20 protein-coding genes, 1 tRNA gene and 1 pseudogene are annotated in these 22,179 nt (G+C 53.5%); 5 read left to right on the top strand and 17 right to left on the bottom strand.

Annotation, left to right across the window (positions count from 1 at the left end):
• Positions 1 to 23: 23 nt before the first annotated feature.
• From E3E26_RS06630 to E3E26_RS06615, 4 genes are all read right to left on the bottom strand, one after another.
• Positions 24 to 683: a DUF4097 family beta strand repeat-containing protein gene (locus tag E3E26_RS06630; RefSeq protein WP_370520095.1), complete on the bottom strand. Its 660-nt coding sequence runs from the start codon at positions 681 to 683 to the stop codon at positions 24 to 26.
• Positions 676 to 1,362, bottom strand: coding sequence for a DUF4097 family beta strand repeat-containing protein (locus E3E26_RS06625; RefSeq protein WP_167900494.1), 687 nt, complete (start codon positions 1,360 to 1,362; stop codon positions 676 to 678). The genes E3E26_RS06630 and E3E26_RS06625 overlap by 8 nt, the downstream gene beginning before the upstream one ends.
• Positions 1,363 to 1,481: 119 nt before the next feature.
• Positions 1,482 to 2,786, bottom strand: coding sequence for a hypothetical protein (locus tag E3E26_RS06620; RefSeq protein ID WP_167900493.1), 1,305 nt, complete (start codon positions 2,784 to 2,786; stop codon positions 1,482 to 1,484).
• A complete protein-coding gene (locus E3E26_RS06615) occupies positions 2,783 to 3,187 on the bottom strand; it encodes a helix-turn-helix transcriptional regulator (protein WP_167711737.1) in 405 nt (134 codons plus the stop codon). The genes E3E26_RS06620 and E3E26_RS06615 overlap by 4 nt, the downstream gene beginning before the upstream one ends.
• Before the next feature lie 123 nt (positions 3,188 to 3,310).
• Between E3E26_RS06615 and E3E26_RS06610 the strand changes: the two genes are divergently transcribed.
• Both E3E26_RS06610 and E3E26_RS06605 read left to right on the top strand, forming a co-directional pair.
• The gene (locus tag E3E26_RS06610) at positions 3,311 to 4,195 is read left to right on the top strand and encodes an AEC family transporter (protein WP_167900492.1); all 885 of its coding nucleotides are present in this window, start codon (positions 3,311 to 3,313) and stop codon (positions 4,193 to 4,195) included.
• A gap of 53 nt (positions 4,196 to 4,248) precedes the next feature.
• Positions 4,249 to 5,269: pseudogene (locus E3E26_RS06605) on the top strand (M42 family metallopeptidase).
• A 112-nt stretch (positions 5,270 to 5,381) separates the two neighbouring features.
• On the opposite strand, the gene E3E26_RS06600 reads toward E3E26_RS06605, so the two are convergent.
• The 6 genes from E3E26_RS06600 to serK form a co-directional block, all read right to left on the bottom strand.
• Positions 5,382 to 6,365, bottom strand: a complete 984-nt coding sequence (locus E3E26_RS06600) for an SPFH domain-containing protein (RefSeq protein WP_167900491.1) — start codon at positions 6,363 to 6,365, stop codon at positions 5,382 to 5,384.
• A 1-nt stretch (position 6,366) separates the two neighbouring features.
• Positions 6,367 to 6,861, bottom strand: a complete 495-nt coding sequence (locus E3E26_RS06595; protein WP_167900490.1) for a hypothetical protein — start codon at positions 6,859 to 6,861, stop codon at positions 6,367 to 6,369.
• A gap of 9 nt (positions 6,862 to 6,870) precedes the next feature.
• Entirely contained in the window at positions 6,871 to 7,764 is an 894-nt protein-coding gene (locus E3E26_RS06590) for a hypothetical protein (protein WP_167900489.1), read from the bottom strand.
• A 4-nt stretch (positions 7,765 to 7,768) separates the two neighbouring features.
• Positions 7,769 to 8,788 carry a hypothetical protein gene (locus tag E3E26_RS06585; protein ID WP_167900488.1) on the bottom strand — a complete coding sequence of 340 codons (1,020 nt, stop codon included), beginning with the start codon at positions 8,786 to 8,788 and terminating at the stop codon, positions 7,769 to 7,771.
• A gap of 164 nt (positions 8,789 to 8,952) precedes the next feature.
• Positions 8,953 to 9,606: an HAD family hydrolase gene (locus tag E3E26_RS06580; protein ID WP_167900487.1), complete on the bottom strand. Its 654-nt coding sequence runs from the start codon at positions 9,604 to 9,606 to the stop codon at positions 8,953 to 8,955.
• A 106-nt stretch (positions 9,607 to 9,712) separates the two neighbouring features.
• The gene (gene serK / locus E3E26_RS06575) at positions 9,713 to 10,441 is read right to left on the bottom strand and encodes an L-serine kinase SerK (RefSeq protein ID WP_167900486.1); all 729 of its coding nucleotides are present in this window, start codon (positions 10,439 to 10,441) and stop codon (positions 9,713 to 9,715) included.
• A 170-nt stretch (positions 10,442 to 10,611) separates the two neighbouring features.
• On the opposite strand from serK, the gene E3E26_RS06570 reads away from it, so the two are divergent.
• Together E3E26_RS06570 and E3E26_RS06565 are read left to right on the top strand one after the other, a co-directional pair.
• Positions 10,612 to 11,757: a DUF763 domain-containing protein gene (locus E3E26_RS06570; protein WP_167900485.1), complete on the top strand. Its 1,146-nt coding sequence runs from the start codon at positions 10,612 to 10,614 to the stop codon at positions 11,755 to 11,757.
• Between the two features lie 63 nt (positions 11,758 to 11,820).
• On the top strand, positions 11,821 to 12,444 hold the full coding sequence (locus E3E26_RS06565) for a metal-dependent hydrolase (RefSeq protein ID WP_167900768.1): 624 nt from the start codon (positions 11,821 to 11,823) through the stop codon (positions 12,442 to 12,444).
• 37 nt (positions 12,445 to 12,481) lie between these two features.
• Here the strand turns inward: E3E26_RS06565 and E3E26_RS06560 are convergent.
• The 5 genes from E3E26_RS06560 to E3E26_RS06540 all read right to left on the bottom strand — a co-directional run bounded on the left by E3E26_RS06560 (position 12,482) and on the right by E3E26_RS06540 (position 16,758).
• Positions 12,482 to 12,558, bottom strand: a tRNA-Val gene (locus E3E26_RS06560).
• 44 nt (positions 12,559 to 12,602) lie between these two features.
• Positions 12,603 to 14,342 (bottom strand): tRNA guanosine(15) transglycosylase TgtA, encoded by a 1,740-nt coding sequence (gene tgtA / locus E3E26_RS06555; protein WP_167900484.1) that lies wholly within the window; start codon positions 14,340 to 14,342, stop codon positions 12,603 to 12,605.
• Positions 14,343 to 14,383: 41 nt separating this feature from the next.
• Complete coding sequence (locus E3E26_RS06550; RefSeq protein ID WP_167900767.1) at positions 14,384 to 15,301, bottom strand: inorganic phosphate transporter; 918 nt, start codon at positions 15,299 to 15,301, stop codon at positions 14,384 to 14,386.
• Positions 15,302 to 15,408: 107 nt separating this feature from the next.
• Complete coding sequence (locus E3E26_RS06545; RefSeq protein WP_167900483.1) at positions 15,409 to 16,458, bottom strand: glycosyltransferase; 1,050 nt, start codon at positions 16,456 to 16,458, stop codon at positions 15,409 to 15,411.
• 24 nt (positions 16,459 to 16,482) lie between these two features.
• On the bottom strand, positions 16,483 to 16,758 hold the full coding sequence (locus tag E3E26_RS06540) for a hypothetical protein (RefSeq protein ID WP_167900766.1): 276 nt from the start codon (positions 16,756 to 16,758) through the stop codon (positions 16,483 to 16,485).
• Between the two features lie 91 nt (positions 16,759 to 16,849).
• Between E3E26_RS06540 and E3E26_RS06535 the strand changes: the two genes are divergently transcribed.
• Complete coding sequence (locus E3E26_RS06535) at positions 16,850 to 19,450, top strand: ATP-dependent helicase (RefSeq protein WP_167900482.1); 2,601 nt, start codon at positions 16,850 to 16,852, stop codon at positions 19,448 to 19,450.
• On the opposite strand, the gene E3E26_RS06530 is transcribed toward E3E26_RS06535, so the two are convergent.
• Together E3E26_RS06530 and E3E26_RS06525 are read right to left on the bottom strand one after the other, a co-directional pair.
• Positions 19,442 to 20,146: a gas vesicle protein GvpD gene (locus tag E3E26_RS06530; RefSeq protein ID WP_167900481.1), complete on the bottom strand. Its 705-nt coding sequence runs from the start codon at positions 20,144 to 20,146 to the stop codon at positions 19,442 to 19,444. The two genes, E3E26_RS06535 and E3E26_RS06530, sit on opposite strands and share 9 nt — an antisense overlap.
• 122 nt (positions 20,147 to 20,268) lie before the next feature.
• A complete protein-coding gene (locus tag E3E26_RS06525) occupies positions 20,269 to 22,119 on the bottom strand; it encodes a prolyl oligopeptidase family serine peptidase (protein WP_167900765.1) in 1,851 nt (616 codons plus the stop codon).
• Positions 22,120 to 22,179: the final 60 nt, after the last annotated feature.

The following is a 22,179-nucleotide window of genomic DNA, read 5'->3' as shown; positions in this document are numbered from 1 at the left end:
TAAGTAAGTAGAGAATTAGATTGTTAAATCAGCTCAACCCTCACGTCACCGTTGACGGTGCTTACTTTGACCTCATAAGTTCCAGCCCCGATAACGGGGTCGTTGGGGTCTATTCCGGCAATTTCAACGTCGCCGTTGACTTTGGTGACCTTTATGCGCGCGTCGCAGAAGTCGGTGATACGAACCACCACGTCCCCGTTCACGCTCGTTACCTCTATGTCGTCCTCCAGCTCTTCAATCTCAAGCACCATATCCCCGTTCACCGTCGTTGCCTTCAGCGGGCCGGCTGTGGGGAGGCTCGCCTTCGCCTCGCCGTTGACCGTCTTTATAAGCTCCGCCTCGCAGTTCTCCAGCTCAAGCTCACCGTTAACGGTTATGGCTTCGGTGAAGCGGACGTTCTTTGCGTGAAGCTCCCCGTTGACGCTCTTAGCCTTCACAACGACTTTCCTCGGAACTTTCAGCTCAATCTCCGCCCAGCCGTCTGAAGACTTCTGGAAGATGCCAAGGACTTTTTTTGTCCGGGGCTTTTCTTTGACGACAAGCTTTTTCCCTTCCTGCTCTACTTCAACATCTACCTCACCGTGTAGAGTATAATCGACTTCCACGTAGTCGTTGTCCCAGCCCTCGATATTGATACGGCCGTTCACGGCCTTTATCTGAACTTCCCTCACGTTTTCAAACATCATCCCAACCATCCTCCTCATGCAGTCCGATGGTAACATCGCCCATCTCCGAGGTTATGGTGACTTCGTACTTCCCTGTGCCGATAACGGGATCCAGTGGATCAATCCCCTCGAACCATACCCTTTCCTTTCTCCGGGATGCAACGTTAATCCTGGCGTCGCAGGTGTCAGGAAGATACAGCCTGAGGGCACCTATGACGACATTCGCGCGGACGTTTCCCTCAAGCTCCGTAATCCTGAGTTCCGCATCCCCCATCGCAATGTTGATGCTCATAGAGCCCACCACTGAAAGCAAAGCCTTGAGCGTTGATTGGGCCAGTGTTAGCGTTTTAGCCGTGCAGTTCTTTAGAATAAGGGTTCCCCCACCACATACCACGTTCTCGAAGTTCACTTCCGAGGCCTCGATATCTCCCCTAAAACCCTGGAGATGAACCCGCGTATCTCTAGGCACCCTGATTTCCAGCTCGGCCCTGCCATCATCAAGCTTCCTGAGGAGGTTGAAGGCTTTTCTTCTGACTCCCCCGACTATTTTGAGCTTTTCTCCCTTTTGAACAGCTTTGACAGTAGCTTTTCCCTCTGAACTGTGGTTCAACTCCACGTAATCCTCTTCCCACCCTTCAAGCTTGATGTGTCCCTTGGTTATGTCTATCTCAACTTCTCGTACTCCTTCGAACCTCACAGACATCCCTCCAGTGGACAGGGAATAAAATCAAAAAGCGGCCTTTCGTGGCCGTCTTTCTTTATCGCGTTCCTCAGGTGTATTTACCTCCACTATCACGGCAACTGTTTCCATTCCCTTCACCCTAAGTACTCCATTAGCTCGTCCAGGAGCTCCTTCACGCGCCTGTTTAGTCTGGCCCTGTCTATGCCAAGGCCCTCTATCAGCTCCGCGCTCTGTTCCTCCACGATTTCCTTGGCCTTTGCCATAACGAGCCTGTAGGCATCTTTGTTCTCTACCGTGTAGCTCTTTCCACCGGCCCTTATGCGAACCTTTCCTTCCTTGGCCGAGATCACCACGTCCTCGATGCGTATCTTTGCCCTTCCCCTGCCCACCGTTATCGAAACCTCTCCGGAGCGGAGTGAGACGTGATCCCTCCCGAGGGATAGGCTCTCGCTTCCGCTCTTGTAGAGAACTCTCTCGCCGTCAACCTCTATCGAGTATTCGTCCGTCTGAATCCTCAGCCTGTCGCCGACCTTGGTGAGCTGGAAGCCGTTGGTGAGCTCCCTGATTGTCAGCATTTCACTCGGCGGTCTCTCTGGGTGTCCCTCGCGGAACCTCATAGGGCCTATCTTGACATCGTGACCGCTAGGAGTTTCTATGACCTCTATGAAGGGCAGTTTAACGTACTCAAAACCATCCCCCTCATAGACTTTGATGAAGCCAAGGTCGACCACCGTGTCCCTTCTGCCCCTCTTGTAGAGCCTGTCCGGGTTTATCAGCTCGTTTACCCTTTCCACGAAGGATGGATCGGGGGAGGTCTTCTTTCCGGTTATGTTCTCAGGCGTCCAGAGAGCAACTGGAGAAATCAGCTTCTTCCGTACAGCCCCAAGTGGGGTTTCTGCCTCGACTGTAAATTCTCCATCCAGGATCCAGCCAACCTTTTTCCTGCCAAATCTGATCGGATACGCTTTACCGCTCCCCCTGAGCTTCACGTCGCCGAAGTCTGCCCCGTTGAACTCGTAGGCACTTTTCTCGACCTTTATGTCGAGCTTTTTCTCGTCGAACTTGGCCATCAGCAGACCCGCGATGGTCAGCACAACTGCGTATGCAAAGGCCGTTCCAGCGTATCCACTGAGGGCCTTCGACATGCCGAGCCACTTCCCGAAGAACAGGAAGACGCTCGTCCAGAAGGCACCTTTTGCCAGCGCAAAGATTATTCCGCTCAGCGTTACGCCGAACCACTTCCCCACGCTCAGCAGCTCGAAGGCAAATATCAGGCCTATTATCGCGTAGACCATGTAGTCGTTGTACTCCTCAAGCCTCAATAGCCCCTTGAACAGCCAGAGAAGCAGCAAAACGGCTGTAAAACCCTTCAGATACTCGGCGATCTTAAACCTTGGACTCTCGTGTGCCACCACATGGTACTTCCACTCAAAACTCATTCTTCCACCTCCTCAAGGGCAGTAATTATCTCGAGCAAACGCAAAAACAAACGACCGTCGGGCGATATCTCGTACTTGTCACCTTTCCTAACCATCCTCGTTTTGACGAGAAGCTTGAGGTGGTGTGAAACGGTGGGGCTCTCCACACCCAGCGCTTCCTTTATCTCCTTGAAGCCCATCGGCTTCTCGGAGAGCATCTTGAGGATTCTAATCCTATCGGGGTTTGCCAAAGCCTTCAGCGTCCTCGCTGCCTTTTCCTCGTCGAGCTCTGGAAGGCTCTCGAGCTTCTTTTTGAGGCGCATCTTGATGGAAAGCATGACCTCGTCCACAGGGTCGATGCTCTCCTCGAGCGCCTCCAACCTCTTCTTCAGCTCCTCGAGCTGGGTTCTCAGGTCTTCCATGCTACCACCAGGTACAGATTTTTGTAGTACAATTTTCTGTACTTAGCTAGTGCGTTTGGTATATAAAAATTTATCGGTTCAATATGCCAAAAACGTTTTAACGCTCAAATCTAAATCGTCTCCATGAACATCGTCCAGATGCTCGCGCTCATAATCATCGGCTACGTCCTTAAGCTCGTCCTCAAGGATGAGAAGCCCTTCAACTACCTTAGAATCCTTGTAAACGACTTTCTCCTGGCCCTCTTTATCTTCGGCAACGTGGCAAGCAAGGATCTAGCCTATCTCCTCAGCATAAAGACAGTTTTTATGTACGTGTTCATTATCATTGGTCTCAGTCTGAGCCTCTCCTATCTCTACGGCCGCCTCTTCTTGAAAAGCGACAAGCTGTGGGCAGGTGCGCTGATGGTGCTTTCCGTCTATCCGAACACCGCTGCCCTTGGCTTCCCTATAGCGAGCCTTTTCCTTGACGACATAACGCCGGCGATACTATACTCCACCACCAACTCTATGATAGTGCTTCCAATCGTTACCTTCATAGCCGCCCACTACTCCAGCGGCGGAGCCTCGGTGAAGAAGAGCTTTCTCAAGGCCCTTAAGTTTCCCCCTACTATGGCAAACCTGCTCGCCCTGGGGCTTGTGATAGCAGGAGTGAGGGTTCCTGATGTCATTCTTGAACCGATAAAAACCATCGGCTGGTGGAGCATCCCATTGCTTCTCATCTACTTCGGATCGAGGATTACCTTCAGCCGCTTTGAGGTGAGGAAGCTCTTGGAAGTTGGAACGTTCAGAATAGTTGTGCCCTTCCTGTTCGTGTTCCTTACCCTGCACTTTGCCAGTAAAGACATCTTCTACTCCGTCCTCGTCGAGGCATCTATGCCACCAGCAATAGCGGCCAACGCTATTCTGGCACAGTATAAGCTCAAAGCGGAGGAGGCCATAAGCGTGACTTTTGTACTGACATTGACAGTTATCGGACTCTTCATGGTGCTTAGGGCACTTGGGGTTTGAGGACTTCCGGTGGGGTTTTAAATCTCAACAATGAATCTCCGGCGGTGATTAATATGGAGAGAGTCGTTAGGATACTCAAGGAGATTCTGGAGATACCCTCTCCGACAGGATACACTCAGGAGGTTTTAGCCCACATTGAGAAGCTTCTGAACGAGAACGGCGTAAAGACGTACTACACCAACAAAGGGGCTCTGGTGGCTGGCAACCACCAGGAGCCGGAGCTTGTGATAGCGGGCCCATGTTGACACCCTCGGGGCGATGGTGAGGGGAATACTTCCTGACGGGCATCTGAGCTTCACCAGAATCGGCGGCCTTCTCCTCCCGACGTTCGAAGGGGAGTACTGCACAATAATCACCCGCTCGGGCAAGCGCTACCGCGGAGCGCTCCTCCTTAAGAACCCAAGTGTTCACGTGAATAAGGAGGCAGGAAAGAAGGAGCGCAAAGAGGAGAACATGTACATAAGGCTCGATGCAGAGGTCGAGAAGAAAGAGGACACTGAAAAGCTTGGCATCAAGCCCGGGGACTTCATAGCCTTCGATCCAAAGTTCGAGTACGTCAACGGCTTCGTTAAGGCTCACTTCCTCGACGACAAGGCCAGCGTTGCGGTTATGATAGACCTCATGCTTGACCTTGGAGCGGAAACCCTCGAAAAGCTCCCCGTGGCGTTCTTCTTCTCGCCCTACGAGGAGGTCGGCCACGGCGGTTCGGCGGGTTATCCGCCGAGCATGAAGGGGCTTTTAGTCGTGGACATGGGCGTCGTTGGCGAGGGCGTTGCTGGCAAAGAGACTGCCGTTTCAATAGCGGCTAAGGATTCAAGCGGCCCCTACGACTACGGCATGACGACGAAGCTCATCGAGCTGGCCGAGAAGCATGAAATCCCCCACGTCATCGACGTCTTCCCCTACTACGGCTCCGACGGTTCAGCGGCCTTAAGGGCGGGCTGGGACGTCAGGGTTGCACTCATCGGGCCCGGCGTCCACGCGAGCCACGGCATGGAGCGCACGCACGTCAAGGGGCTTAAGGCAACAAAGGATCTGGCGAGGGCATACATTGAGGAGAAGTTCGGGGTTTGAACATCTCCTTCTTTATCCTTCTGAAAGCTGACCCATAGAAATTCCTATCAGACTCGTTCTTGCGAGGAGCTTCTCATTGTGTCGCCATCAAAGAGAAAATTGAGAGGAAGCCTCATTCTAACTTAGCCCCACAAATAGGGCAGAACTTCGCTCCCTCAGGAACTACATGCCCATTTGGACAGCGGTGGATCTGGTGTCCGCAGTAGGGGCAGAAGCGTGCTCCTGGGGGGAGGGGCTTGCCGCAGTAGGGACATATCTCCTGTTGCTGTGCTGCTGGAGCAGCTGGCTGCTGCGGCTGAGCGGGCGGAACTCCAGCTCCAGCGTAGGGTTGGGCCGGCTGCGCGGGAGGCTGCATCAACTGCGGGATGAGCACCATTCCTGTGCCCATAGCCGCTCCAGAGCTCTTTCCGAGCTCCGCTGCAACTTGCTTGGTGGTGTCCATCTGCATGACGTATTGAGCGTTTCCGGTCTGCATAATCCAGAAGAGCCTCTGGCGCCACTCATCGGTTGTGTTGACACCCTCGATCTTGACGTCAACCAGCTCGAGGCCGAGCCTGCGGAAGTCCTCTATGAGCTTGACCTTGACCTGTGTGCTGACCATATCAAGGTTCTGGAAGAGGTCGACGATGGAGTAGGTCGAGAGGTGCTTCATCATGCCCTCGTTGAAGTAGGCCCTGATGAACCTGGTGACATCATTAGCGTCGTATAGGCTTTGGCCGCCGACGACCTCGGTGATGAAAAGCACGGGATCGGCCACCTTAAACCAGTAGACGCCATAGTACTTTATTGGAGCCAGCTCCCTCGTCTGAGTCTCTCCCCCATAGCGCCCCTGGAACTGCTTCATGCTGACGAAGATTATCGTCGCCTTAAACGGACTGTTTGAACCGCCGACGAGCTTGTAGAGGAGCGGAAGGTTCTGGGTCGTGAGGGTGTGCCTCCCAGGACCGAGAACATCGTAGATTTTGCCATCGCGCATGAAGACTGCCACTTCATACTCATGAACTATCAGCTGGCTTCCCCAGGTTATGACCTCGTTTGGATAGCGCCAGATTATTTCGTCCTCTCCGGGGTTGACCCACTCGATAACGGTTACCATTTCACTCACCCACCACAAAGCTCATTCTTTTGCTCAGGACGTCCTCAAAGTTGGTCAGCTTGTCCTCGAGGTTGAGAACCGCCATGCCTAAGGCCTGCGGGTTGGCTATCTGGCCGTTCAGAGCTTTGGCCTCGTTGAGTATCTCTTCGGCCAGACCTATCATTTGGGCGTCGTACTCTATGAGCTTCTTCAGCTCATCCTCCCTGAACTTAATCCGGTCAAAGTAGCCGCGGTAGCCGGCTTCGGCATGGAGAATCCTGCTCTCCAGCATCATGAGCTTTTTGCGAAGGCTCTCAATTGCCATGAGTTGCTGGCAGTTCACCATGGCGCACCTCTGCAGGGCTCTTTCCATTTCCCTTTTTGCCTGGCCAAGAATTTCCGCGACCTTTCCCCTTATCAGCCTGTCATCTTCCCTAAGGAGCTCCTTCTTCTTATAGCCGTGAAAACCTGGAATCAAGAGCTCTATTTTTTCAACTATCGAGGTTTCCTTTCCCATCTTCCCACCTCACATCCGCTTGAAGTACAGGTTGCCCTTATACTCTTTCATAACTTCGCTAACGGTTCTCTTCCTGACGGAGCCTTTAGAGAATATCCCTGCCGCACCTATGCCGGCGGGTATCAGACCACCGAGGATTCCCCAGATGCTTCCGTATATTGCCGATGCTATCAGCCCAATGAGGAAGCCTCCTCCCAGCACCGCGCCGCCGAGGATGGTGGCCTTTTTCCGGGCTTCGCTCATGAGGGGATACTCCCCCTGAATGACTCTCCCGTCCGAGCCGTCCACGTAGCCGGTGAATCTCTCACCGCCATACTCGTAGTGAACCTCCCAGACGGGATAGTGAACGAGACCCTGATACTTGACTTCTATTTCGAAGCCCCCAAGGGATTTGTCCTCCTGCGACGCCTCGCTCCTCAGGGCACTCTCGAGCTCTGCCCTGGCCTTGGCCTCCGCTTCTTCCTTTGATATCTTGGGCTCATAATAGCGGCCCTTCTTCACGACTGCTTCGTCGAAGAAGCGCTTGCCCCTTATCGGGAAGGGGTAGCCATGAAGCAGATGGGCAAGAGGCGAACCAGCAGGGATTCCGATGAACTTTATCTCCTCTATCGTCTCCCACCTTTTGCTCCTTCCGCGGAGGTAGAAGAAATAAACCGGCACCCAGTGGAGCTCCTTCTTGGTGACCTTCGCTCCGGTGATGTCTGCAGGAGCGCCGTACTGTCTGGAGAGGAACTTAAGGAGAAGTCCAGCGGGGTCTTTCTTCATCGGCGGGAAGAAGAAGTGATCGTCAACTTCCTCCCTGGTTTCGAGCTGGAACGTTGTGCCGCAGTATGGGCAGGTGACGACACTGACCGTGTCTGGAACCTTAAACTTTGCCGAGCAGGTGGGACACTCGACCTCCATGCTCTCACCTCCTAAATACACTCATCACTGAGCTCATTGAACCTCCCCTCTCGACGCGCTGGCCCTCGAGGACCTTGAAGCCACCGTAGCCGCCTAGTACAGAGCCGAAGATGAGCGCGAATATCACTACTGCCCCTGAAGCCACTGCACCCCCGTAAGCCGCTCCGAAGGCACCTATGAGCGAACCAAGGCCAATGGCGCCGATGTACTGGGCCCTCCTAAGCATGGTCATCGGCTCCGTCGCTGCGACGTCCTTCCCGTCCCAGCCGGCGAAAACCACGTGGTAAATTGAGTTGCCGTATTTGTAGTAGACCGTCCACATCGGTAAGAGAACCAGGGAGACGCTCTCCGGCATTTCGGCCCTGATGTCGAAGCGGTCTATCCTGTCGGCCTTCGCAGAATAGCGGTTTCTTATCACATCTATGGCATCCTCTCGCATCATCATCTTCGCCTGGAGTTCATCTATCTCGGTATTGAGTATCTCGAGCTTTATCTTGCCCCATTGGTCCTCGTCAAGGTCGAGAAGCCTCTTACCTTTGGGCCTGCTCCGTGAGTAGTGCCCGATGATGTCATCGACACCAAAGCTCTTGACCTGCCTCCTGGCGGAACCTATAAGCGGAATATCTTCATTGACAAAGTCGTGGTAGTGTTTCTCGACGGTGTGACATTCCGTGTGTTCCTCGCCGCTGGAGTCCGTGTAGGTGCGGCATTCCTCCTCGCGGACGGTGTACTCCACCTCACCTTCAACGTGAACCGAGCCCTTCCAGTAGGGCGAGTAGTGTCCTTCGATGTCGACTATTTGAAGCTGGTCCTTTATTCTCTTCAGGTCAAAATCTCTCTCAACCCTCTCCCAGAAGGCCTTGGCTATGGCGTTTTTGTCCAGAGAAGGGACGATGTAGATGTGCTCAGTCTTCAGGTTGCCGCTTATGTGGTTAGGATAGCCGCAGTAGGGGCATATTGCAACTATAGTCTCGGGAGAGACCTCGAGAGGCGCACCGCACCTCTCACATTTGAAGCTGTTCATAGTGCACCACTCTCTGTATTAAATGGATTTCCTTGTATTTAAGCATGCCGCAACCAGACTCTGAACTGTTTCCAGTTACGATTTCAAAAACTAAAAATGCGCCAAGTAGTAAACCTAATGGCCGTGTGTTTCACGGGCAATTATCCACCACGATATACCAACGGTTACCTAAGCTTTTTTACAAGCTCGACCAGCTCCCAGAGATCCTTCACGTAGTAGTCCGCCCCATCAACCTTTTCGAGACGGGTAACGTTGACCACCCTCATTCCCGCACGGTGGCCCGCCAGAACATCATGAGCACTGTCGCCGACCATTAGGGCCTCTTCTGGCTTGAGACTGAGCGCCCTGAGGGCTTTCTCCACGAGGTAGGGATTCGGCTTAACCCCATCGAGATTGGAGTAGTCCTTGCCGTAGACGACGTCGAAGTACTTCCTCAGGTCGAAGAGGTTCAGAACGAACTCGGTGCACTCCTGCGAGGCGTTGCTCACCGCGGCGAGCTTCAGACCCATCTTCTTCAGCTCTCCCAGAGCATCAACGTCAGGGAAAGGCTTTATTCGTCCGAGTTCCGCCATTCTTTTGCGGTATTCAAGGTTCACCTTGTCAACAATCCGCCAGAACTCGACGTGGTTGATGCCGAAGCGCTCGACGTAGCTCCTCGGCAGCTCACCTGTTACGGTCTTTTTGTAAGTCTCATAATCCAGTTCGATGCCGTGCTCTCTTAAAGCGGGCATCACCCAGTTCTCGTACCATTCGCGGTGATCGTAGCCCTCATAGTAAACGAGCGTCTCATCAACGTCGAAGATTATCCCCTTAAGCATGCCTCAGCCTCCTGGACTGTTCATCACGGCGCCGCGTGAAGCGCGGTTTCAGCCGGTTGATCCTTCTTCATCGGCAAAGGGAGTAGGAAAAAGAGGTTAAAAGGTTTCAGAACAGCTCCTCGAGCTTGACGTCTATCTTGTCCGGGTTGAACGGAAGGACATGCCTGGTGGTCTTCGGGGAGTAGACCTCGCCGCGCTTGACGAGCTCCATGACCTCTTCCTTGCTCGGAGCCTTCCTAAGGAAGACGTAGTCAATCTCGCCCTTTGCCATGTCCTCTCTGGCGTCTTCCTTGAGACCGTAGTAGATGAGCTCAATCTTGCCCTCAACGCTCATCTCGTCGAGAACCTTGCTGACCCTCTTCTGCTCATCAAGGCCGCCGGGGATGGCAAAGCTCTTCTCACCGACGAGGGCGAATGCTATCTCTCCCCTCTCGGCCTTCTCCTCGGCCTCCGGGTCCTCGATGACTTCGAGACCCTCTGCCTTGAGCCTCTCGAGAACATCCTCAAGACTGCCCTTGAAGGCAGGATACCAGGTGTAGACCTTCACATCATCGCTGAAGTAGTCGAGGATGACCGACGGGGCGCGCTTGGCGCCGAGCTTCTGAAGGCCGGCCCAGCGGTGGTGGCCGTCAACGATGAGGTACATATCCTCGCCCGGAACCTTCGCGAGGAGCATCGGCTTCCAGAAGAGGCCAGAGCCGGTAACGCTCTCGATGAATGCCTCGAGCTCCTTCTGGACGAGCTGCTCGTGGGGCTTCATCTTGTCGAGCTCAATAAAAACGTAATCGACCTTAATCGTGGGGATGTCGTACTTCGGAACCTTTTCAACTCCCATTACCGCGACCTCCTTCAGTATTAAACCTGCAGACGAAAATCGAAGTAGAGGATAAAAAGGCTTTCCTTGTTTTACTGCCAGGTTAAACCGATGATTATGCATCTCACCTGGCCCTCACATGAGGATTTTCCGGAACAAGGGTTAAAACCTTGAGTGATGATATAACCCTGATGAGGAACGTCGCTGATTTACCCCTCCACGGCGGCCACGTTCCGCCATGGCTCGCCCAGAGGATGAGGAAGCTGACGCGCTTAGTCCTGATTCTCGCCGTCGAGGAGTACGGGACTAAAGGTCTCTTAGAGAGGCTCTCAGACCCGGTGTGGTTTCAGGCCTTTAACAACGTCATCGGCATGGACTGGGACTCATCTGGGAGCACGACGGTAACGGCTGGGATGATAAAGGACGCCCTCTGGCGGGAGGAGCTGGGCGTTAAGGCCGCTGGCGGAAAGGGCAAGAAGAGCAGGGCAACACCGGAGGAACTGAAAACCATAGCCGAGATCTACGACCTCGACCCGACTCCATACGTCAGAACGTCCAGGCTTGTGGCAAAGGTCGACACCGTTGCCCTCCAGACTGGCTATCAGCTGTACCACCACGTCTTCTTCCTGGATGAAGAGGGCAACTGGGCAGTGATACAGCAGGGTATGAACGAGGCCGAGAGGATGGCGAGGCGCTTCCACTGGTTTGACGCTGAGGTCTTTACCCTCGACCCCCACAAGGGGATTGCAGGTTTAAAGAGGGAGTTTGCGCTGAACACTGTCTCGAAGGAAGCCAGGGAATATCAGAAGACGCTTCTCGATATCATCCAGGAAAAGCCAGTGAAGATAGAGCGCGAGCTTGAGAGCCTCAAGGCTATAGCGAAGGGCTACCGCCCGCTGGTTTATTACAAGCCCCGCGATGTGGATGAGAAGGCCCTTATTCAGAAGTACGAAAGCCTAGGTAAGCTGGAGCTTAACAAGAGAGCCCTTGAGTTCGCCCGCGAGCTGAGCGTGAATAACTACGAGGAGCTTCTCCTCCTGAAGGGCCTCGGTCCGAGCACGCTGAGGGCTCTATCACTTGTCCTTGAGCTTGTCTACGACGTTCACCCGTCTTGGAAGGACCCGGTAACGCATCCGCCCGATCCCTTCAAGTTCACCTACGCGGTTGGTGGCAAAGACAGGGTGCCGTTCCCGGTCGAGCGCGGCACCTACGACGAGCTGATTTCCTTCCTCGAAAAGTTCGTCGAGAAGAATCCACAGGAGAAGGCCCTTGTCCGCAACGTGACGAAAATAACGCGGAATTGGAAGTTTCCGGAGGAAGAGAAGAGGGCGACATAATATTAGTGTGTCAAATCAAAAATGTTAAATCTTTAGGTTTTAAAATTTTTATTGGTGACTACTATGATGTGGTACACACATGCAGTTTTTGGAGCATTATTCTATTTGATATTTGCATTTGTAGGAAAGATTCTTGGAGTCATGGAATTTAATGAAGTGTTCGTAGCAGTGGCTGCATTTGGAGCACTTTTTCCTGACATTGATCACCCAAAATCGTATATTTCAACGAAATTGCCAATAGGGAATGTAGTTTCGAGATATGTTGAACATAGGGGAGCTATGCATACAATTGAAGCAGGAGTAGTTGTTTCTTTGATCGTCGGGGGAATTTTAGGATACATTGTCGAGAGTTACATTGCAATTTTTTGGTTCTTTGTAGGGTATGTATCTCACCTTTTTGCTGATAGTTTAACAGTATCCGGCATAACTTGGTCCAAGTTTAAAGGTAAGCCCCATGTAAGATGGAAAGTCAAAACTGGAACAATCTCTGAAGGATTCGTTTTTCTCCCCACCCTTTTTATGGTAATAATCCTGTTCTTTTATCTATCTAATCCTGAAGTAAAAAACGACATCTTGGGCTTAATCATTGCTACATCAATCTTAACCTATGCGTTAGGCACCAAAAAAGCAAAACGGCTTTTCAAGAATCAAACAGTAGTGGCAAAGAGGTCAAAGAAAATGAGATGATCTCTTGAAGGACCCTAATATTTGAGTTTTATAGAACTGGTGGGCCCGCGGGGATTCGAACCCCGGACCTCCACCTTGTAAGGGTGGCGTCATAACCATCTAGACCACGGGCCCGCCCGAAGTAAAGGGAAAGTGGGAGGTTATAAAATTTTCGAGGCTCAGCCAATGCCACGCCTGACCTTCACAGCCAGACCGCTCTGGAAAACCTTCAGCTCCTCTCCGCTGAGGAGGCTCTGCCCGGTGGCCAAAAGCTCATCGTTTCTGTTCACGACCAGAACCTCGTCGTAGGGCCTTATGTTCTCGTCAGCATCAATCACGAACTTCGCGAAGACGTTCTTGCCCTTCCTCGCGAAGGGTTCGGCGTCCTCATCGACCACCACGCGCATCTTCGGGAACGGCAGGATTTCGTGGAGCCTCTTAGCACCTTCGATACCGAGCGTTAAAAGCCCATCCTCGGCCCTGAAGGTTGCGAGGTGCTTGCCCTTTGCTTTTATCTGCCTTGGCATCCCCGTCTTCCTCGACAGCTCGACGAAGGCGTCCTTAAAGGCCTCCCCAGCACCCTCTCCGAACTGGTACTCCGCTACGGCCATAACGTAGTTCCTGACCTCACTCTTCCTTGGCTTCTCTATCGTAAAGTCCTCCTCGCCCTCACTCTGGGCGAAGGGGTAGCTGAGGCTTAAATACTTGGGAATCTCCCCGAATATCGGGTGGTTGATGGTTTCAGGGAACTTCGCCTTAACGCGCTCCGCCCTCGCTTTGGCCCTCTGGACTATTGGCCACTTCAAAGATTCTTCGCTCACCTTGAAGAAGGCGCTTGCCTTGGTTATCGGCTCGTTCCGCTCCAAGTAATCTTGGTATTCGAGCAGTCTCCTGTAGGCCGCGTAGAGCTTCGGATGTGAGCGCGCCCTCTCGTCAACTAACCTCCAGAGTTCGCCCTCCTTGATGGCCTGCTTCACGCGGTTGAGCTCCTCCCGGATTACCCAGAGGTTGTGCAAAGCCAGAAGCCTCGTGCGCTCTTCCTTCGGCATCTCGCGGAGCTCCTGAGGGGTGTAGCGGCTACACACTGGACAGGAGCACGGGAAGTACTCAAGCTCGCTCAGGTGTTTGGTCCCTTCAGGCGTTAGATAGCGGTCGTCCTTGGCGTAGAGGGCGTAGCTGGCAGAGTCGAAGAGGTCTATCCCCATTGCAACGGCGAGGGCAAAAATCATCGGGTGGCCAGCGCCGAAGAGGTGAACCGGCCTGTCGGGCCTCAGCCCCTGCTTGGAGGCTATGACAACATCAACCAGATCTTTGTAGCGGTAGCTCTCCATCAGCGGCACGACGGCACCGATGGGATGAATCTCAAAGTTCATCTCGCTGAGCTTTTGGGCGGCATATGTCCTCAGGTCCGGATACGTTGAGCCCTGAACCGCCGCGTTCATCGCTATCCCCTTTATCTCCTCGACCTCCTTCGCGCGCTCGAGGGTTATCCTAAGGTCTTCCTCCGCCTTCTCCTTCAGTGCGTCTGGCGGCGTTGGTATATCGAGGAACGTACCTATATCGACGCCAATCTTCTCCTGGAACTCGACTATTTCCCTGTTGGTAACGTCAACGCCGCCGTAGCGCATGAGCTGGAAGGAGCCGGAATCGACTTCGATAATGCCGTCGTAGTCGAGGAGCCTGTGGATGCCCATCTCGAGGGCTTTCTCTCTAAGCTCGGGTGTCTTGTAAATGATGTAGGAGTTGGTGATTACCATGCCGAAGCCCATCTCCTTCAGTTCCTTCGGCGTCACTATGAGCTGCTTCGGGTTGATGACTGGCATTATGGCAGGCGTTTCTATCTTCTTCCCGTTAACTTCAAGCTTTCCAATCCTGCCAGCGGCGTCTCTCGCCTTTACCTCAAACTTAAACTCGACCATCTCGCAACACCTCAAGAACCTTCGGCGGTCGGTTTAAAAGCCTAAGCTAAGAGGCCGACGAGCAGGTATGCCAGCCCACCTGCAGCCAGAGGACCGAGAATCCACCCCCGAACTATTCCAAGGAGAACCCTGACGTTTACACGCTCGCCCTTGTAAGCACTAAGCCCGCTTATGGCGCCTATTATCGCCTGGCCAGAGCTGACTGGGAGGCCCAGCAGGTTAGCGGAGCTGACCGCTAAAGAAGCTCCTAACTGCGATGAGAAGGCCGAAGTTGGTCCCAGAGGAGAGAGGTTCCTTCCAACTGTCATCATGACCTCATAGCTGAAGGTCAGCGCTCCAATGGCGAGCATGAGGGCAAGGACGACCTTGAACGGCCCATTAAAGCCCAAGCTTTCTAATATACCTGCTACGTTTGAGAGCTCGTTTGCACCGAGGTTGAAAGCTGAGAAAGAAGCCGCCGTGAATATCAGCCACCTCTGGGTCAGCTCCAAGTTTCTGAGGCACTTTATTCTCTTCAACACCGGAGAGTAGAGACGATAGACGACTATGGCCGCAAGGGCCGCCAGGATGGGGGAGAGAACCCATGCAAGGGCTATCCTCCCAAGAGTTCCCCAGTCCACAGACAGACCAAGCGCAAGGGATGCACCGGTTAAAGCTCCGATGAGGGACTGAGTGGTTGAGATGGGCTTTCCCCAGAGGCTTGCGATTGTAACTGCTACCGCCGCGCTGAAGAGCACTAAACCGAGCGTCGAGGCTTCCATGCCTTCGGCTAACCCGCTCACCGTCCCTGAAACGCCCGAACCACCGAGGAGGGCGCCCAGAGTCGTAAATATTCCAATGAGCAGCACGGCCCGCTTGAATCCGATAACTCCAGACCCCACAGCGGTCCCAACTGCCTTTGCGCTGTCGTTCGCGCCTATTGCCCAGGCCATGAAGAGGGCGGCGGTTATGAGCATCATCGTCATCACGCCTATTTAGTCTATTGGTTAACACATAGTCTATATAGTTTATGTAGCACAGGGATGGGCATTTAAAGGTTTCGAATGAAGATGGGGAGCAGGCACTCTCAAAGCCTGCCCAGGAGTAGCCTAACGTAGCCGTAAAGGTGGAGTGTGAGGTAGAACAGCGCCCAGAACCACACGATGAAAGGAAACAGGAGCGCGTTTAGGAGTGAGCCTCCTTCAACGACCGTTGGCACGAGCATTGTGACGACCTCGAAGCCATACCAAAATGCAAAGAGCTCAAAGAGACCAAGAACCAAGAGGAGGGGGGGAAGGACAACATCAAGAAATGCCACGAAGTCGGAAAACAGCAGGAACGCCCAATCCTTGGTGAAGCCGCCGCCGAGGTTCTTCAGGTCGCCGAGGAACCAGCGCTTCCTCTGGCGCCAGAGCACGGAGAGGCTCTTTGGCATCTCGGTGTAGACCTTGGCCATTGGGGCGTAGACAACCCTTCCTAACTTCTTGACCGCTTTGGTCGTGGCATAGTCCTCGACTATGTCCTCAACAAAACCGCCAATTCTCTCAAGCGCTTCCCTCCTGAAGGCCGCTATGGGCCCGGGGGCGAGGCTCAGGTCGTTGAGCTCTTTAGCGCGCCGGAACATTGCAATCCTCAGGTGCTCGGTGTCCTGCGCCCTCTCGAGGAAGGACGAGCCCATAACCCGTACCTGGCCGCCCACGCCGAGTACCTCATTGGAGTAGAAGCGTCTCACCAGCTCCTTCAGGGCGTTTTCATCAAGCTCGCTGTCTGCATCTGTGGTGACTATTATCTCCCCACTAGCTTTTGAGAGACCGAAGTTCAATGCTCTGGCCTTTCCGCTGTGTTCGTTTCTGTAAACTCTGAGCCTCGGATCGTTGACGGAATTGGCAACCTCAAAGGTGCTGTCCTCGCTTCCATCATCGACAACTATGACCTCAAAGTCTGGATAATCCTGAGCAAGGGCCGATTTTATTGCCCTCAAGACCCTTTCTCCCTCGTTATAGGCAGGGATTATTAGGCTAACCTTCGGCGTCCATTCCCGAATTCTGTAATTACGGAAAAGGCTAATTAGGTAATTAACGAAAAAGTAGCCGTCCCAAGCGAGGATTACCGTAAGGGCCAAGAGGAGGAAGTCCATGGTGGAAGAATCGAGGGAGCGCTTTTAACTTTTGCCTGCGAGCCTGTACTTTACAACGTACCGTCCGTGCTCGAATTCATCTTCTTCGGCCTCCAAGACCTCGACGGGCTCAACTCTCAGGCCGAACTCCAGGGCCTCCCACTTGATGTCGTCGAAGTAGTCGTAGAGCCCGCAGGTTGCGCAGAACGAGCCCTCGAACTCAATGACAACCTCATCACCATTGACTCCCACGAGCCTGGCCTGGGCTTCGCTGCCGTGGAGCCGGTTGAACTCCTCAAGAACCTTTTTGAGCACCTCCATCTTCTCACCCAATTGGGGTTCATCATAAGCACTTAAAAAGTTTGTTAAGCCAACCGAATAGTTTAAAAATCCAAAAGCAAATGGTCGGCCGATGAGTGGGAAGAGGATAAGGTACGCTGAGAGGGAATACGCGGACGAGGAGATATTCGAGATACTGAGCGAGCCGGTTAGAGAGTGGTTTAAGCGGAAGTTCGGCACCTTCACCCCGCCCCAGCGATATGCGGTTATTGAGATCCACAGGGGGGAGAATGTTCTCATCTCATCGCCGACCGGTTCTGGAAAGACTCTCTCTGCCTTTCTCGCGGCAATAAACGAGCTTATTCTTTTGGGGAAGGAGGGGAAGCTGGATGATAAAATCTACGTTCTCTACGTCTCTCCGTTGAGAGCACTCAACAACGACATAAAGCGCAATCTTGAGGGGCCATTGGCGGAGATAAAGGAGGTCGCCAAGGAGCTTGGCTACGAGCTGCCGGAGATAAGGGTCGGCATAAGGACGAGCGACACCTCGAGCTACGAGAAGAGCAAGATGGTGAGGAAGCCGCCCCACATACTCATAACCACTCCAGAAAGCCTCGCCATAGCGCTCAATGCGCCAAAGTTCCGCGAGAGGCTGAGAACTGTAAAGTACCTCATCATCGATGAGGTTCACGCCTTGGCCGAGAACAAGCGCGGTTCCCACCTGGCGTTGAGCATCGAGCGCCTGGCAAATCTCGCCGAGAGTGAATTCGTCAGGATAGGCTTGAGTGCAACGATTCATCCGCTTGAGGAAGTTGCCAAGTTCGTTTTCGGTTTTGACGATGAGGGCAAACCGAGGCCAGGCCTAATAGTTGACGTCAGCTTCGCCAAAGAGACCAAAATATGGGTCGAGAGCGTCGTCGAGGATTTGATTTACACTGACGCTGGAACCCTGAGCGACGCCCTCTACAGGCGCCTGGCCGAGCTGATAAGGGAGCACAGGACGACGCTAATCTTCACCAACACGAGGAGTGGTGCTGAGAGAGTAGCCTTCAACCTGAAGAAGCGCTATCCGGAGTTTGAGGGGCTGATCGAAGCTCATCACTCAAGCCTTTCGCGAGAGGTTCGCCTGGACGTCGAGGAGAAGCTAAAGAGGGGTGAGCTGAAGGCCGTCGTCACTTCGACAAGCTTAGAGCTTGGCATTGACATCGGTACAATAGATTTGGTTGTCCTCATCGGTTCGCCAAAGAGCGTCAATAGAGCATTGCAGAGGATTGGAAGGGCCGGTCACAGGCTGCACGACGTGAGCAAAGGCGTCATTTTGGCCCTCGACAGGGACGATTTGGTCGAGGTTACCGTTTTGGCGCACAACGCCCGCAACAGGAGGCTCGACAGGATTAGAATCCCGAAGAATCCTCTCGATGTTCTGGTTCAGCACCTGCTTGGTATGGCACTGAATCAGGTCTGGGAGGTCGATGAGGCATACAAGCTCGTGAGGAGAGCTTACCCCTTCCACGACCTGCCTTACGAGGACTTCATGAGCGTGCTGAAGTATCTGGCGGGAGAATACGCCGGCCTCGAAGAGAGGAAGGTCTACGCCAAGATATGGCTGGAGGACGGAAAATTCGGCAGGCGCGGCAAGATGACGAGGGCCATCTACTACATGAACGTCGGGACAATTCCCGACGAGGCGAAGATAAAGGTTTACACGATGGACAAGAAGCTCATCGGAACGGTTGAAGAGGAGTTCGCCGAGAGGCTCATGCCAGGAGATATCTTTGTTCTCGCCGGAAGAACCTACGAGTTCATCAAGAGCAGGGGCAACAAGATCTACGTTATCCCGCGCGAGGGTGCGAAGCCAACCATACCTGCCTGGTTCTCGGAGATGCTTCCGCTTAGCTTTGACCTTGCCCTGGATGTCCAGAAGTTTAGGAGGGAAGTTAAGAACCTTCTAGACAAGCGGGGTGCAAAGTCGCTCCTCATGAGGAGGTACGGCATAGACGAGCGCGCCGCGAGAGCAATTTTAGCCTACTTCCACGAGCAGGCTCGCTATTCAGTGATTCCGGACAACAGCACGGTTCTCGTTGAGGAGGTCCTTGGCGAGAAGAGGAACCGCTACTTCTTCCACACGCTCATCGGCAGGCGAGCAAACGATGCCCTGAGCAGAGCCTTTGCCTACATGGTCAGCCAGTGGAAGAACTGCAACGTTGGAATAGCGATAAACGACAACGGCTTTGCCCTTCTCCTCCCACCAGAGAAGAGATTGGACGAGGGGGAAATACGGGCGCTCTTTGAGATTGGGGATTTGAGGGAGACTCTCAAAAAGGCCCTCGACAACACCGAACTGCTGAAGAGAAGGTTCAGACACGTGGCCAACCGTGGACTGCTCATTTTAAGGCGCTATGTCGGGAGGAGCAAGAGGCTCGGCAGGCAGCAGGTGATGGCCGTTGCTCTCCTCAAGGTGCTCAAGGAGAACTACCCTGACTTCCCGCTCCTGAAGGAGGTCTACCGCGAGATAATGGAGGACAAAATGGACGTCGAGAGTGCGGAGCAGTTCCTGAGGTGGGTTCGCGACGAGAAAGTTAAGGTTGTGATCGAGCACAACGAGCTGCCAAGTCCATTCGCCTTCAACCTCGAAGTTATAGGTTCCAGCGACGTCGTTCTGATGGAAGACAGAAGGGAGCTCATCAAGCAGCTGCACAGAAAGATAATGGCGATGATAGAAGCATCAGGGTAAAGAAATCACGCGATCGTTATAGACCACTATCCCCCTGTCAGTAATTTCATACGGCCTGATGGTTCCGTCGAAGCCGCTCCCTCTAAATTTGGTTATCTTGATGCCCCGGGAGAGTCTCCCGTCGACTTCGAAGGCCTTCAGCTCTATCACGCCGCTCACAAGGTACTCCTCGATGTCCGTTCTCTGAAGCTCCGATGTCAGCAGAACGGTCGTCCTCATCCTCATCATCGTCTTTATGAAGGTCAGGAAGGCCCTCCTGTACTCTATCTCCTTCGTCGCTGTCAGCTTGAGCATGGTTATGGGATCGAGAATTATCCGGGTGTAGTGCTTCGTGCGGAGCTGCTGCTTTATGGCCTCCGTCATCCTCTCTATGTTCTTAGCGAAGGACTCAAAGAAGTCGTCCACGAGAACGTATCTCTCAGCCGTTGGAGTCGCGTCTATCAGGGTGAACCTAGGATCGCGGAGGTTAAATCCCAGCTTGGTCATGTCCGCCCTGAGGTTATCTGCCGGCTCTTCTAAGGTCACGTAGAGAACGTTCTCTCCGTTGGCAATGCCGGCCATGGCAAAGTGCATCGCGAGCGTTGTTTTTCCCGTTCCGGGAGCTCCCTTGACTAAATAAGTCCTTCCTGGGATTAGGCCACCGTTGAGCATCGCATCGAGACCAGGAATGCCCGTCGATATCCTTGCGCTCTCCATGTTCCTGCCCCGGGTATATTCTCGTCCCCGGAAATATAAGAACTTTTCGAGCTCTGGCAGATTCTGGCTTCTGCTTGGAGTATTAGTTAAGAGTTATACATATTGAAAATTAGAGGAGAGGGCTAAGCCTCGAGAGTCTTAACAACAAACGCCAGCAGGTCAGTCAATTCTCTTGCCCTCGTCTCAGGCGAAGCGCCCATGTGGCCGCTCTTAGTTTCCACGCGCAGATAAACTGGCGCGCCGACCTCCTTCAACTTCATGGAGAACTTGATGGCATGTGCTGGGTGAACCCTGTCATCGTATAAGCCAGTGTAGAGGAGCGTTGGCGGATATTTCTGCCTTTTGACGTTGTGGTAGGGGCTGTACTTCAGCAGAAACTCCCTGTCCTTCGGGTCGTCGGGATTGCCGTACTCAGGGATCCAAACGCTGCCGATGTAGAGCTTGTGGAAGCGGAGCATGTCAATGACGGGGTAGCCTATCAGCGCCGCGTCCATGACGTCCGGCCGCTGGACGAGCGTCGCTGAGACGAGCAGCCCGCCGTTGCTCCTGCCCCAGGCGGCAACCTTGTAGCCCTCGGCCTTGAGCTTACCGAGAACGGCTATGAAGTCGTCGAAGACGTTCTGCTTGTTTTCCCTCATTCCGGCGCGGTGCCACTCTTCGCCGTATTCACTACCTCCCCTGAGGTTGGCCATCACAAAGGTTCCGCCGCGCCGTATGAACGGAATCGCCTGCGGGAAGAATCTCGGAGTTAAGGCAATGTTGAAGCCGCCGTAGCCGAAGACCCAGGCCTTCTTCTCGTCCCTCTCGCCTTTGACTAGGAAGTAATGAATCCTCGTGCCGTCCCTCGACATCGCAAAGTCCTCGCTCACCTGAAAGTCACCTTCAACTTTCCTCTCGTCGAGAAGCTTCAGCTCTCCGTCAAACTCGTAGAGCCTGTAGGGGACGGTGAAGCTCTCGTATCGGAGGATAACCTTCTTGCCATCGGTGTCGAGTGGGTAGAGGCTTCCGGGCAGGTCGAAGATAATCTCGTCGAGCTTCTTGCCATCAAGTGAGTAAACCTCGAGCCTGTGGCTGGCATGGACGAGCCTGCCGGCGAGGATTCTGTCGCCCACTACTACTGCCCACTCCAGCGGGAACTCGCCCTCGGGGATTATCTCCTCGATTTTGCCGTCCTCGATTGCGATGACCTTTCCGAGGCCCTTTCCTTCCTTCGTGAGGATGTAGATCTTTCCATCGATAACGTCTATCGGCTGTGCCGGAACCTCAGCTGAGTAAACCTTCTCCCACTTTTCGGGCTCCTTTATGGAGCCGAGGTATACCTCAGCCTTGTTCCAGCCAAAGGTCACCACTACCATCGCCCATTTTCCGTCGGTGCTCTTCCCCATGTTGATGAAGTAGCCAGAGCCGAGGCCCCCACCGAAGACCATCCTTTCACCGCTCTCGTCCTTGAAGAAGAGCCTCACCGCCGGCGGCTCCATTCCATCGGGGGTCTTCTCCTTTCTGTAGAAGCGCGCGAAGTAGTAGCCGTCCTCGAGGAAGATGATTCCCCAAACTGAAGGCCTAATCTCTTCGATGAGTTTCCCGCTCTCGAGGTCGATTATCCTTGTTATCCCCTCGTCTGCCCCTCCAATGGAGAAGCTGTAGGCGAGCCTCTTTCCTTCGCTATCTGCTGTGAAGCCCTGCAAAAGCACTTCATCGCCGAGCTCTTCTTCAAGCTTTTTGGAATCGACTATCACATCACCGTCAAGCCACTTAATGACCTGCCTTCCGGCCTCATTGACCATTACGAGCGTGCCCCGTTCGGTCAGCTTTGCCGTTCTGATAATGGGCAGAAAGTAGAGCTCCTTGACCTCCGGAAAAAGCTCGTCGCTGAGCTCTCCAACAAACTCCCTAAAGCGTTTGTTCTCCTCTTCAATCAGTTTAAGAACGCACTTATTGTTCAGATCCTCCATCCAGATGTAGGGGTCATCCATGAAAATCACCGCTTTAACGTTATGAAGGAGACAATAAAAAGATTCCGTGGTGTTGAGTTG

Origin of the sequence: Thermococcus sp. LS1 (assembly GCF_012027395.1) — an archaeon.
In the GTDB taxonomy this organism is placed as follows: domain Archaea; phylum Methanobacteriota_B; class Thermococci; order Thermococcales; family Thermococcaceae; genus Thermococcus.
This window is presented reverse-complemented; position numbering and strand designations above follow the sequence as displayed.